Source organism: Stenotrophomonas sp. YAU14D1_LEIMI4_1, from assembly GCF_003086815.1.
Classification (GTDB): Bacteria; Pseudomonadota; Gammaproteobacteria; order Xanthomonadales; family Xanthomonadaceae; genus Stenotrophomonas.
Genome location: NZ_CP025997.1, coordinates 193102 through 206285, shown reverse-complemented (window position 1 = coordinate 206285; position 13184 = coordinate 193102). Strand labels below are relative to the sequence as shown.

General features: G+C 67.1%; 10 protein-coding genes and 1 riboswitch. Of the genes, 7 read left to right on the top strand and 3 right to left on the bottom strand.

From position 1 onward, the window contains the following. Positions 1 to 39 precede the first annotated feature (39 nt). The 4 genes from C1932_RS00865 to C1932_RS00850 all read left to right on the top strand — a co-directional run bounded on the left by C1932_RS00865 (position 40) and on the right by C1932_RS00850 (position 4564). Positions 40 to 678, top strand: a complete 639-nt coding sequence (locus C1932_RS00865; protein WP_108748073.1) for a response regulator transcription factor — start codon at positions 40 to 42, stop codon at positions 676 to 678. A 359-nt stretch (positions 679 to 1037) separates the two neighbouring features. Next, a complete protein-coding gene (locus C1932_RS00860) occupies positions 1038 to 1820 on the top strand; it encodes a hypothetical protein (RefSeq protein ID WP_108760901.1) in 783 nt (260 codons plus the stop codon). A gap of 104 nt (positions 1821 to 1924) precedes the next feature. Beyond that, a complete protein-coding gene (locus C1932_RS00855; RefSeq protein ID WP_108760900.1) occupies positions 1925 to 3922 on the top strand; it encodes an XVIPCD domain-containing protein in 1998 nt (665 codons plus the stop codon). 279 nt (positions 3923 to 4201) lie between these two features. Then, positions 4202 to 4564, top strand: coding sequence for a glycine zipper 2TM domain-containing protein (locus C1932_RS00850; RefSeq protein WP_108760899.1), 363 nt, complete (start codon positions 4202 to 4204; stop codon positions 4562 to 4564). Positions 4565 to 4619: 55 nt separating this feature from the next. On the opposite strand, the gene betT is transcribed toward C1932_RS00850, so the two are convergent. Both betT and C1932_RS00840 read right to left on the bottom strand, forming a co-directional pair. After that, positions 4620 to 6593 (bottom strand): choline BCCT transporter BetT, encoded by a 1974-nt coding sequence (gene betT / locus C1932_RS00845; RefSeq protein ID WP_108760898.1) that lies wholly within the window; start codon positions 6591 to 6593, stop codon positions 4620 to 4622. Between the two features lie 62 nt (positions 6594 to 6655). Beyond that, positions 6656 to 7756, bottom strand: coding sequence for a hypothetical protein (locus C1932_RS00840; RefSeq protein ID WP_234412237.1), 1101 nt, complete (start codon positions 7754 to 7756; stop codon positions 6656 to 6658). Positions 7757 to 7913: 157 nt separating this feature from the next. Here C1932_RS00840 and C1932_RS00835 point away from each other — a divergent pair, with 157 nt between their 5' ends. The 3 genes from C1932_RS00835 (at position 7914) to pnuC (ending at position 12072) form a co-directional block, all read left to right on the top strand. Continuing rightward, positions 7914 to 9041, top strand: coding sequence for a phosphotransferase (locus C1932_RS00835; protein WP_108760897.1), 1128 nt, complete (start codon positions 7914 to 7916; stop codon positions 9039 to 9041). Between the two features lie 101 nt (positions 9042 to 9142). Further along, positions 9143 to 9238: riboswitch (TPP riboswitch) on the top strand. Positions 9239 to 9310: 72 nt separating this feature from the next. After that, positions 9311 to 11491: a TonB-dependent siderophore receptor gene (locus C1932_RS00830; protein WP_108760896.1), complete on the top strand. Its 2181-nt coding sequence runs from the start codon at positions 9311 to 9313 to the stop codon at positions 11489 to 11491. Between the two features lie 8 nt (positions 11492 to 11499). Next, positions 11500 to 12072, top strand: coding sequence for a nicotinamide riboside transporter PnuC (gene pnuC, locus C1932_RS00825; protein ID WP_108763305.1), 573 nt, complete (start codon positions 11500 to 11502; stop codon positions 12070 to 12072). A 65-nt stretch (positions 12073 to 12137) separates the two neighbouring features. On the opposite strand, the gene C1932_RS00820 is transcribed toward pnuC, so the two are convergent. Then, the gene (locus C1932_RS00820) at positions 12138 to 13112 is read right to left on the bottom strand and encodes a Dyp-type peroxidase (protein ID WP_108760895.1); all 975 of its coding nucleotides are present in this window, start codon (positions 13110 to 13112) and stop codon (positions 12138 to 12140) included. Positions 13113 to 13184: the final 72 nt, after the last annotated feature.

Genomic DNA, 13184 nt, shown 5'->3' with positions numbered 1-13184 from the left:
CTGCTCGCGGCCGGCACTGCCCGAAGGCCATACTAGAGCATGACCTTGCGCATCATCATCGCAGACGATCACCCCGTGGTCCGCATCGGAACCCGCGCGGTCATCGAATCCAGCGGCGTGGGCCGGGTGGTTGGCGAAGCCGACAATGCCCAGGCCCTGATCGCACTGCTGGCCAGCCAGCCCTGCGACCTGCTGGTCACCGACTATTCCATGCCCGGCAGCGCCCAGGCCGATGGCTTCGCGATGATCGGCATGATCCGCCGTCGCTACCCCGATCTGCCGGTGCTGCTGCTCAGCGTGTCCAACAACCTGGCCATCCTGCGCATGGTGCTGGACAGCGGCGTGCTCGGCCTGGTGGACAAGAGCTCGTCCATGGAAGAGCTGCCGCAGGCGATCCAGGCGGTCTACCGCGGCCAGTCCTACATCAGCCGCAGCCTGCGCGAGCGCGTGGAAGAGGCCGGCAGCTGGCGCATGCGCGAAGGCGACGGCAAGCCGCTGTCGCCGCGCGAAGTGGAAGTGCTGCGCCTGCTCGGCACCGGCATGACCGTGAAGGAAATCTCGCTGCAGCTGCACAAGAGCGTCAGCACCATCAGCCGGCAGAAAGGCGATGCCATGCTGAAGCTGGGGCTGAAGGGCGACGCCGAGCTGTTCGACTACCTGCGCGACGGCAAAATTTGAGAACTGCTTCACGGTTTCGCGGTGGCCGCCCGGTGCTGACACTGTGATCGACGCCACAGCTGTGCCATGATCCGCGCCGATGGGCTCTCCCATGCGAGGTCGAAGGAATCGACCGGCCCATCACCACGCTGCCCGACTGCGGGCGGCGCGCATTCTGCGTTGGCCATCCGGCCCGACGCCCGCACACCATGGAGAGGCGCATGACCCATTCCCCCCGATACGTCCCGGCTCCGGCCCGCCCGCGATTGCGCATGGCGTTGGCTGGCCTGGCCGTTTCGCTGCTGGCCAGCGCCTGCACTCCCTCGACCTCGACCGCGTCACCCCAGGGCGCCGCCGCGCCACGACAGGAAGTTGCCCCCATGCAGAGCTCCGCCACCGCCGCCGCGACCCCCGCCGCCGTTGCCACCCCGCCCGATGCCGGCAGCGTGCTGTACTTCATCTACCAGGTGGATGGCGACGGCGCCGTCTCCTACGAAGTGGCCAATGGCGCCGTGGCGACCTTCTGGTTCGGCCACAGCTACGACGTGGCCGGCACCCGTTACTACACCGGCTTTGCGTGGAACACGCCGCAGAAGTTCGGCAAGCCCGGCGAAGACGACGTGGGCCCGGAAAGCCGTGTCACCCTGTCCGAAGCCACCTTCACCCTGAGCGGTGACAAGCCCGACCGCCCCTGGGTGTTGAAGGGCGTCGAGCCGTGGATCGGTGCGATCGGCGCCTATGGCACCGCCCCGGACGTGGACGGCAAGCGCAAGCCGGTCGAACACCGCACCGCCGCTGGCAAGCTGGTGCTGGCCGTGCCCACCCGCAGCTTCAGCAACGGCACCAGCGTGGAAGGCTACGAGATCCTGGTGTTCAACCCGGACTACGAGACGTCCGAAGATGGCCAGGTCTGGGCCAGTGCCGGCACGGTGAACACCGGCGAAGACAATTCGGCCGCCTGCGACGACGGCGCGGTGATGCCGTGCATCAGCAACCAGGGCACGCTCAGCTTCAGCGCCGTGCCGGGCAGCGACCTGCCGGCCATCACCGTGGCCGCCACCGGCACCACCATCGATGCACCGGGGCAGACCCGTGCACTGGGTGCCGGCGATGCGCGCCGCTACCACTACGACGCGGCCCGCAAGGCCTACGTCGCGCAGTAACCCTGACACGCAGTACCTGTTGACCGACATGTTGATGACTCACGGATGAGTCCGGTTGGCGTAACGCGGCACAGGCCGCTCCATCAACCCCAGAGGAAAACGTCATGGCACAACGTGACTACAGCAGACAGGAAGTTCTCGACATCATCGAACAGGTGGCCCAGCGCAAGGGCATTCCCAGCGAAGACTTCCTGCGCTTTGCCCATATCGAGACCGGCGGTCAGTTCGACGAGCGCGCGCACAACAGCCGCACCGACGCCAAGGGGCTGTTCCAGTTCCTGCCGTCGTCGGCGCGCCAGTACGGCCTGAGTGGCCACGAGTACGACCCGACCCGCAACACCGAAGCGGCCGCGGACATGTTCCAGCGCAACCTGGCCGACATGGAAAAGCGCCACGCGCGTACCGGCCACCCCTACCTGTCCGGCGAAGCATCGCCCACCGGCCTGGACCTGTACCTGGCCCACCAGCAGGGTGCGGCCGGTTACGGCTCCATCCAGACCGCCATCGCCACCGGCACCTTCGGCGTGGTGCGTGATGGCCATGGCGAACCGATCAACATGCGCCCGCGCATCATGGGCCAGATCGGCAGCGACATCGAAGCGCTGACCGGCCACACCCGTGCGGAAATGCGCACGATGAACGACAAGGACCTGGCCAGCACCTTCGCCCAGTACTACGACCGCAAGTACGACGGCATCAGCATTCCGGAAAAGAACATCGCCGCCATCAGCGCCGATGCGCCGGCGCGCAGTGCACCGGTGCAGGCCGCCGCGGGCCCGACCCAGACCGTGCCGGCGCCCACCGCCGCCACCGTGTCGGCTGCCGCCGCTGCCAACCAGGACAAGCCGGGCATCGCCCTGACCGCCGCCTACGATGCCGGCGTGAAGTACGACGATGTGAAGTACGCGATCAACATCGCTTCCAGCCAGTACTACCGTGGCAACGGCATCACCGGCAAGAACGTTGACCAGGGCTACGTGGACTGCTCCGGCTGGGTCGGCACGATGCTGAACAAGACCCAGGACGAGATCAACCAGAAGGCCGGCCACGCCGTCTATGGCGATGCCGACAAGATCAAGCTGGGCTTCGCCGGTTCCGGGGGCATCGTGCAGCAGGCCTACAAGGATTCGGGCGTGCTGCTGCAGCGCGACGACATCCTGAAGCCGGGCGCGCTGCAGGAAGGCATGGTGATCGGCCTGGACACGGCCAAGACCAAGCACGAGCACTGGAACGGCATCGACCACATCGTGATGGTGGTGCGCGACCCCAACACCGACAAGCTGCTGATCAGCCAGTCCACCGGCAAGCTGGGCGTGCACACCATGCCGGTGGAGGACTACCTGAAGCAGGTGGAAAACCACCCGAACTGGAAGCTGTTCGCCTCCGACCCGCTGCACAAGGCGCGCGACCTGCTGGAAAACCGCAGCCAGACCCAGCAGCACGAACAGGGCAAGGAAGCACCCGCACAGGCCACCGCCAGCGCAGCGCGCAGCGAGATCCACCGCAATGGCGACCACAGCGAAGGCGTGCGCAAGGCGCAGGAACAGCTGGGCCACCTGGGCTACGTGGGCGCCGACGGCAAGCCGCTGTTCGAGGATGGCAAGTTCGGCCGCAACACCGAAGCGGCCGTGCGTGAGTTCCAGAAGGACAACGGCCTGGCCGTGGACGGCATCATCGGCCCGAAGACGCTCGATGCCATCAACGATGCGCGCGAACGTCCGCTGCTGAACGACGAACGCCACCCGCGCAACCCGATGTACAACCAGGCCGTGCACGGTCTGGAGCAGTTGCCGCCGGGTACGTTCAAGGACCGCCACGCGCTGGAAGCCACCGCCGCCACGCTCACCCGCGACGCCCATGCCGCCGGTCTGCAGCGCATCGATTCGGTGGTGCCCAGCATGAACGGTGAACGTCTGTTTGCCGTGCAGGGCGCGATGGGCGACCCGGCCGCCGTGCGTGCCTCGGTCGATGCCAAGGCCGCCAGCGAACAGAGCGTGGCCCTGAGCAGCGGTGCCGTGCAGGGCGCACCGAACGTGCTGCAGCAGCAGGACGATCAGCAGCAGGAACAGGTGCGCCAGAACCAGCGCGCGATGGGGCACTGAGGCCGGTGGTGCCGGCTTCGGGTCAGAGCCCTTTCCTGCGGAAAGGGATCTGACCCTGGGGTCGGATCCCGTCCGCCGGACGGGCTCCGACCCTGCTGTTCAGCTTTCTGCTTTCAGGCGGGCTTCATGGCGCATGACGCTAGATGAATGCGCACGCCGACCGGGTGGCCCACGCAATGTTCCGGCAATGTCCGAAGCCCAGCGTGGTACCTGCGGCAGCCACGGCGCCCAAGCGCCTTCCCTGCCACGCGTGGCATGCCCCCAACTGGAGACCCGAACATGTTCAATGCGTCCTCACTCAGCTTCCGCAGCCTCGGCCTCGCCCTGGCGCTGCTGGCCGGCTTGGCCGTGGTCGGCGATGCCAGCGCCCTGTCACGCAAGGACAAGCGCACCGTGGTCGGTGCGGTGGTGGGCGGCGTGGCCGGTCACCTGATCTCCAACGGCGACCCGACCGCCACCGTGGGCGGTGCCGTGGCCGGTGGTGCCATCGGCAACCTGACGACCAAGGATCGCCACGACGATCGTCGCTACGACCGCCGTTATGACCGTCGCTACGGCCATGACCGCGGCCACGACCGCCGTTACTACCGCCACGATGATCGCCGCTACCGCCACGACCGCGGTCGCCACCGCGGCTGGTAAGCACCCTTGGTAACACCCGGAACGCCGGCCGCAGTAACGGCCGGCGTTCTGCTGTTCAGCGCACGTGGTCCAGAAACTGACGGTGGCGGGCGTACTGGTCCAGCACATCGTGGATCAGCTGCACGCGCGTCCAGCCCATCACGTCATAGTCCTGCCCGCCCTCGCGCAGATAGACCTCGGCGCGGAAGTAACGCCCGGCCTTGGCGGCACGGCGCGGGTCCTGCAGGGTGAAGCTGGGCGGCTCGTACGGCTGCGGCCGCACCGAGTAGAAGAAGTCCATTTCCTGGCCATGGCCGACCTGCAGCCAGGCGCGGCCATCCTCGCCCAGGGTCACCTCGACCTCCAGCTCCTGCCGGCGCAGTTCACCGGCCACGTCCTGCAGGGCCGGCATCACCTTCTGGTCGATGAAGCGCAGCACCTCGGCCTGCACCGGGTTGTGCGCCAGCAGCCGCAGGCGCGCGCGCCAGTCATCACTGGTGCCGGGCAGGATGCGTGCGTCGCGGATGATCGAGCGCTTGGTGGCATCCAGGCGCATCGCCTTCAGCAGGCCCCAGCACATCAAGATCATCACCAGGGTGAAGGGGAACGCGCTGGCGATCGTGGCCGCCTGCAGTGATTCCAGGCCACCGGCAAACAGCAGCGCCACCGCCAGCGCACCCACCAGCAAGGCCCAGAAGATGCGCTGCCACAGCGGTGATTCCTCCTCACCCTTGGAGGTGAGCATGTCGATCACCAGTGCACCGGAATCGGCCGAGGTGACAAAGAACAGGCCCACCAGCAGCACCGCCAGGCACGAGGTCGCCATCGTCCACGGCAGGTGGCGCAGGAATTCGAACAGCGCCATCGAGCTGTCGCTGGAAACGGTCTGCACCAGTTCCTGTACCCCTTCGGCGCGCACCATGAACAAGGCGGTGTTGCCGTAGATGGTCATCCACAGGAAGGTGAAGCCTAGCGGCACCAGCAGCACGCCCACCACGAATTCGCGCACGGTGCGGCCACGCGAGATGCGCGCGATGAACATGCCCACGAACGGCGACCAGGCGATCCACCAGCCCCAATAGAACAGCGTCCAGCCGCCCAGCCAGCCGGTGGGCTCGTAGGCGTACAGGTTGAAGGTCATCGAAAACAGCTGCGACACGTACATGCCGGTGTTCTGCACCAGCACCTGCAACAGGTGCACGGTGGGCCCGCAGACCAGCACGAAGGCCAGAAGTGCCGCTGCCAGGATCATGTTCAATTCCGACAACCTGCGCACGCCGCTGTCCAGGCCCGCCACCACCGAACCGGTGGCCACCAGGGTGATGACGGCGATCAGCACCACCTGTACCAGCGTGCTTACTTCCAGCCCGAACAGGTAATTGAGGCCCGAGTTGATCTGCATCACGCCCAGCCCCAGCGAGGTGGCCAGGCCGAAGATGGTGCCCAGCGCAGCGAAGGTATCCACGGTGTGGCCGATCGGCCCGTGGATGCGTTCACCGATGAGCGGGTACAGCGCCGAGCGCACGCGCAGCGGCAGGTTGTGGCGGAAGCCGAAGTACGCCAGCGCCAGCGCCACCACCGCGTAGATCGCCCAGGCATGCACGCCCCAGTGGAAGAAGGTGATGCGCATGGCCTGGCGTGCCGCCGCAGCCGATTCCGGCGTGCCGGTGGGCGGGGTGGCATAGTGCATGATCGGTTCGGCCACGCCGAAGAACATCAGGCCGATGCCCATGCCGGCGGCAAACAACATCGCGAACCACGAGGCATAGCTGTAGTCGGGGCGGCTGTGGTCCGGGCCCAGCTTGATGCGGCCATAGCCGCTGACGGCCACGCCCACCACGAACACCAGGAAGCCGGCGACGGCCAGGATGGTGAACCAGCCGGCATCGTTGGCGGTCCAGGTCTTGGCGGCGGTGAACCAGCGCGTGGCCAGGTCAGGGGCGAACGCGGCCAGGGCCAGCAGGGCGATGACGATCGCCGCGGTGGGAATGAATACCTGCGGCAGGATGCGCTGCCTGACGGGGGTGGGGTGCGGAGCGGAGCTCGGCATGTCGTCCTCCGTGAACGGAAATGCGTGAAGGGAATACGCGGCGGACCGCGATGAAGGGCGTCCTAGAAGTAGAAACCGATATTGAGGTTCAGGCGTGAGTGCCAGCGTGAGGGCCCTTGCGGGTCCAGGCCGATGCCATCGCCGCCGGCGAACCACATGTTCTTGCCGGCGATCCAGTCGATGTAGGTCAGCATCATGCCCTTGCCCAGGCTGCAGCCGGTGACGTTCTGCCACGACGAGCGCATGCCCGTCTGGCGTTGCAGCGGGCGGGTCATGCTCAGGTTGTTGTAGCAGGTGATGTCATCCAGCCAACGCTGTTCGCCAAACGAGTAGGCCACGTTGACGCTGGGCACATCGGCCTTGCGCGCGATCTGGAACGGTGCCTGGAAAGCCGACAACGCGATCGTCGCGCCCGGCACATCGTAGTGGTAGCGCGCCCATTGCAGCTGGGTGGTCCAGCCATCGCGCGACCATTGCGCATGCACGGCCATGCCGTGGTGATCATGATGGCGGCGCGTTTCCACGTTCTGCACCGAACCGCTGAACGCCGACGCACCCAACAGCAGGGTTCCACCGTGCCAGTCACGGTCATGTTCGTAGCGCAGGTTTACCCGATCGCGCTCGCGGTAGGGCAGCTCCGGCGTTCGCGCCACATCGAACGAGTAGCGGTCGTAGCGCGCCGCGTCGCCGTACTCATCGCCGGCAAACCAGCCGACATGCCACAGGTGGTGGCCGCTGCGATGCTGCAGCAGCAGGCCGGGATCGTAGTCATCCTCGATGCCCAGGTAGTAGCCGGAGCCGAACCAGAAACTCTGCGACACCGTGGGCAGCAGGCCGAACGGCACCTGCTGGATACCCGCACGCAGATCGGTGTCTTCGTTGAACTGCCAGCCTGCATAGGCATGGTGGACCGCATCGAAGCCGTCATACCAGCGGTACTGCGCCGAGAAGAACAACGGCCCGGCACCGGCATCGATGTCGGCACGCAGCAGTTCCAGCTGCAGCCCGCTGGTGGGGCCGTAATCCAGCCACCCATAGTTGAAGCGGGCGGCGCCGCCTGCGTCGAACCACGGTTCCGCATTGGGATCGTGGGGCTGTGCCAGCGCCTGGCCGGTCGATACGCACGCCAGTGCGCCAAGAAAAATAGAGAAAAAACATCGCACGATTGCGTCCCGGTGCCTCCCTGTTTCCAGAATGTAAGCCTGCCAGTTTAACCAGCACGGGTATGCGCCCTCTTCACCGGGCCAGCGCAGGAACGCGGCACGGGCGGTACCATGAACGCGCTGTGCTGCTGCCCATCCGATCTGCGAACGCGCCACCATGACCGATACTTCCCGCCGCGTGCAGGGCCTGAACAACGATGAGGTCGCGGCCGACTGGCCGGCGATTTCCGCGCAGGACCTGGCCTGGTTGGGGCAGCGCTATACCCAGCTCGGCCCTACTGCCACGCTGCAATGGCACAGCCCGCGCCCGCTCTCGGCTGCGGCGATCGCGCGCGGCGAACACGGCGCCGTTTTCATCAAGCGCCACCACCACAGCGTGCGCAGTGCCGCCGTGCTGCAGGAAGAACACCGTTTCATTGCCCATCTGGCGGCGCGTGATGTACCGGTGGTGCAGGTGCTTGCTGCAGACAACGGGCAGACCGCGCTGGAGCAGGGCCCCTGGACTTACGAACTGCACGCGGTGGGCGCCGGCGTGGACCTCTATCGCGATGCACCTTCGTGGTCCCTTCTGACCGACATCGCACAGGCGCAGGAAGCCGGCCGCATGCTGGCCCGGCTGCACCATGCCGCGGGCGATTACCAGGCGCCGCAGCGCGCTACCCATATCCTGGTGGCACGCGACGATCTGATCCGCGTACACGATCCCATCGCCGCGCTGCAGGCCAGCCTGCCTGATCGCCCCGGCCTGGCCCGCTACCTGGCGCGCATTCCCTGGCAGGCGCAGCTGCGCGAGCACGTGCTGCCTTGGCATGCCGGCCTGGCCGAGAAGCTGCAGCACGAGCCGCGGCTGTGGGCGCACAACGACTGGCACGTCTCCAACCTGCTGTGGGGCAGCGACGGTCAGATCGCCACCGTGCTCGATTTCGGCCTGGCTTCGCCCACCAGCGCGCTGTTTGACCTGGCCACGGCCATCGAGCGCAATGCGGTGGCTTGGCTGGAGCTGCAGCGCGGCGCCGACGCGGTGCGCAACGATATCGCCCTGGCCCTGCTGGCCGGCTACCGGCAGGTGCTGCCGCTGTCGGCCGAGCGCGTGCACCTGCTGGCCGACCTGCTGCCGATGGTGCATTTCGACTTCGCACTGTCCGAAGTGGAGTACTTCGAAAGCATCACCGGCTCCACTGCCAATGCCGACGTGGCCTGGCAGCCGTTCATGCTGGGCCACCCGGCCTGGTTCCATACGGCGGCCGGGCAAGCCCTGCTGCAGGCGCTGCACGCTGCGGCATAGCGGCCTACAAGCCTGGGGTCGGATCCCTTTCCACGGGAAAGGGCTCTGACCCCCGCCCCGTGCCCGGGCTCGCAAATCCGTACGGTTTGTAGTGAAATGGTCACCTGAAGCGGGGGTGCCTGGATCTGCCAGGCTGAGAGAGTCCCTTGGAACCTGATCCGGTTTGCACCGGCGTAGGGAGCTTTGAGCAGCTGTCGCACCCCCGTTCCCTGGGCCCGTGCGTCCGTGCGCCGTCGCTTCGTCTCCCTTGCTGTCAGAAGACGAACCGAATGAACCGCTGCCTGCGCCCCACCCTGCTCGCCCTGGCCCTGTGTGCCGCCCTGCCGCTGCATGCCAGCGAGGCCGCCACCGATGCCGCCGACACCTCCGATCGTTCGCCCACCGATCTGGCCGCCGTGCGCGTGCAGGCCGGCAAGCCGGCCTCTGCCAGTTCGCACGCCAATGCCTTCGGCGGTGGCAGCTGGAAAGACACCCCGGCATCGGTGAACGTGCTCGACCGCAGCTACCTGGAACAGCGCCAGGTGCGTTCGCTGTCCGAACTGGCCAGCAACGATGCCTCGCTGGGCGATGCCTATGCCCCGGTCGGCTACTACCAGAACGTGGCCATTCGCGGCTTCGCGCTGGATGCGGCCACCGGCTATCGCTTCAACGGCCTGTCGATGGCCGGCGAACAGCGGCTGGCGCTGGAGAACGTGGAATCGGTGGAAATCCTGAAGGGTGAAGCCGGCCTCGCTGCCGGCGTGATGGCCCCGGGCGGCATCATCAACTACGTAGGCAAGCGCCCGGCCGAAGTGCGCACGGTCACCCTGGGCACCGATTCGGAAGGCTCGCGCTACGCCGCCGTGGACGTGGGCCACTGGCTGACCCCGCGCTTCGGCGTGCGCTTCAACGCCGCCTGGGATGCCAGCGATTCGTATATCGAACACCTCGATGGCCGCCGCAATTTCTATTCGCTGGCCGCCGACTGGCTGATCGGCGAACGCGGCAAGCTGGAACTGGATGCCAACTACCAGACCAGTTCGCAGCGCTCGGCATCGGGCTACCAGCTGCTGGGGGCCAGCGAACTGCCGCGCGGCGTGGACCGCGACCACCTGCTGGGCTACCAGCCGTGGCAGATGCCGGTGGGCATTGCCAGCACCAACATCACCGTGCAGCACACCTACGATTTCAGCAGCAGCTGGCAGTCGCGCGTGGCGTTTGGCCACAGCCGCACGGTGATCGATGACAACGTGGCCTTCGCCTACGGCTGCTACTACGCCGCGCAGTGCGCCGACGGCAGCGTGCCGGGCAACTACTTCGCCCCCAATGGCGATTACGATGTCTACGATTACCGCAGCCCCGACGACACCCGCCGCAACCAGCAGGCACGGGCCGAGCTGCGCGGGCGCTTCACTACCGGCAGCGTGGGCCATGAGCTGACCCTGGGCGGCGAGACCTATCGCCGCACCGTGGACCGCCGCCCCAGCGTGAACGAGTACGTGGGCACCACCAACTACCACGACGGCCAGGTGCCGGTGTTCGACCCGTCGCCGTTGCAGCCGGGCCCGTCCGCGCGGCGCCTGGACAGCCGCCAGAACGCCTTCTTCGCGCTGGACCGGCTCAGCTTCGGTGACGACTGGCAGTGGCTGGCCGGTGGCCGCTACGTGCGCCTGGACGAGCGCGCCTACGACAAGCGCGGCAACCCGCAGCGACACAGCCGCCTGTCGCGCTTCCTGCCGCAGACCGCACTGGTGTGGAAGGCCACCGACCAGCTGAATGCCTACGCCAGCTACGTGCGCGGCATTTCGCTGGGGCAGGAAGCGCCGTTCTGGACCAGCAACGCCGACACCTTCCTGCCGGCGGTGGAATCGCGCCAGCTGGAAGCGGGCGTGAAGTACGCGCCGAACGAGGCGCTGAGCGTGGGCGCGGCGGTGTTCCGCATCAGCCAGCCCTACCAGTACGCCAAACCCGACGACAGCGATGTGGGCTTCACCTTCGTGCAGGAAGGCCAGCAGACCCACACCGGGCTGGAGCTGACCGCCAACGGCCAGCTGACCGATGCGCTGCAGGTGGTGGCCAGCGCCAGCGTGCTGCGCGCACGCGCACGCGATGCCGGAACGCCGGCCTATGAAGGGCACCAGCTGGTGAACGTGCCGAAGGTGCGCGCCAGCGTGCACCTGGCCTATGCGCTGCCGTTCGCACAGGGTCTGCAGGTGACCGGGGGCTGGCGCTATGCATCGGCCAACGTGGCCCGTGCCGATGGCGCGGTGCGTGCGCCGGACTATTCGGTGTTCGATGCCGGCCTGCGCTTCCAGCACCGCCTGCACGAACGTGCGGTCACTTGGAACCTGTCGGTGGACAACGTGTTCAACCGCTTCTACTGGCGTGACACCGGCAGCAGCGCCGGTGATTACTACCTGTTCCCCGGTGCGCCGCGGCAGGCGCGCCTGTCGGTGACGTTCGCGCTGTGAACGGGCCCCTGCTCGAGTGGACCGCCGCGCTGTGCAGCGTGCTGGGCGTCTGGCTGATGGCCAGGCGCCGGCTGTCGGCCTGGCCGGTGGGGCTGCTGTCGGTAACGCTGTACGGGCTGGTGTTCGCCGAAGCCAAGCTGTATTCGGACACCCTGCTGCAGGTGATCTTCGGCGGTTTCCTGGTCTACGGCTGGTTGAACTGGCGCCAGCATGCCGCCGATGAAGGCAGCATCCGCATCGTGCCGCTGGCGCGCGGCAAGCTGCTGCGCGACCTGGCCATCGGGGTGTGCGGCGGCGTGGCACTGGGCGCGGTCATGCACAGCTTCACCGATGCCGCACTGCCGTGGCTGGATGCCCTGCTGACCGGACTCAGCCTGGTCGGCCAGTGGTGGCAGGCACGCCGACATGCGGCGTGCTGGTGGGTGTGGATCGGCGTGGACGTGGTGTACGTGGGCACGTACCTGTTCAAGTCGCTGCAGGTGACCGCCGCGCTGTACGTGTTCTTCCTGGGCCTGGCGGTGTTCGGCCTGCGCGCGTGGCAGGCCGCCGCGCGCGCACCGCAGGTCGCCTCGGCCCCGTAGAGTCGAGCTTGCTCGACTGCCCAGGTGCGCCGGGCCGCGCGGCTTCTTCCACGCATGGCGTGGATCTACTCGGCCAGGTCGGCCAACACCTTGCGCGAGGGCGCGAAGAAGGTGACGCCGGTGACCGCCTTGGAGAAATCCAGGATGCGATCGTGCAGCGGCGCCGGATTGCCGATGAACATGCGTTCCAGCATCTGCTCGATCACCCACAGCCGGCGCGTGTAGCCGATGAAGTAGGTGCCGTACTCGTTGTGGCCCGGGCGCGCGAACGGCATGTTGTCGCGCAGGATCTCGTGCTCGCCGTCGGCATCTTCGATGGTGCACAGCGTCTTGTGCGACTTCTGCGCATCGGCCGGCGCATCGTCCAGTTCCATGTTGTCGTGCTTGGTGCGGCCGATGATGGCTTCCTGTGCTTCAGTCTTCTGCGCGCGCCAGGCCTCCAGGTTGTGCAGGTACTTCTGCACCACCACGTAGCTGCCACCAGCATGGTCGGGGTCTTCGTCGCCGACGATGGTGGCCTCCGGCAGCGACAGCCCCTCCGGGTTGGCCGTACCGTCGACGAAGTCGAGCAGGTCGCGGCCGTCGAAGTAACGGAAGCCGGCCACTTCATCCACCGTTTCCACCGCATCGCCGAAGGCCAGCAGCAGGTTGCGCTCGAAGGCCACGATCAGGTCCTGGGTGCGCGCGCGGATGTGGTACAGCAGATCACCCGGGGTGGAAACCGCGGTGTGGGTGGCGCCCTGGATCTGGCGGAACGGCTTCAGCTCGCGCGGCGGCGTGCTGCCCACCAGCGGTTCCCACACGCGGTGGCCGATAGCCACGTTGCAGGTGAATGTGCGCTCGATCTCGCGGATGGCGGTGTTCTTGATCAGATCGTCGGTGCTGCCCAGCACCTGCCGCACCGTGGCGATGGATTCGGCATCGTCCTTCACCTTCAGCACCAGGAAGGCCGCGCAATGGGTCAACGGCGCGGTGATCTGCTGCGGCTCGTTGTCCAGCGTGTGGTTCAGGGCGGTGATCGGGGCGGGCTGGGAATTCATGGAACATCCTGCTGGCTTGAGGCGGCGATGATAGCCGAACCACCCGAGCACAGCTGCAGTAGAGCCACGCCA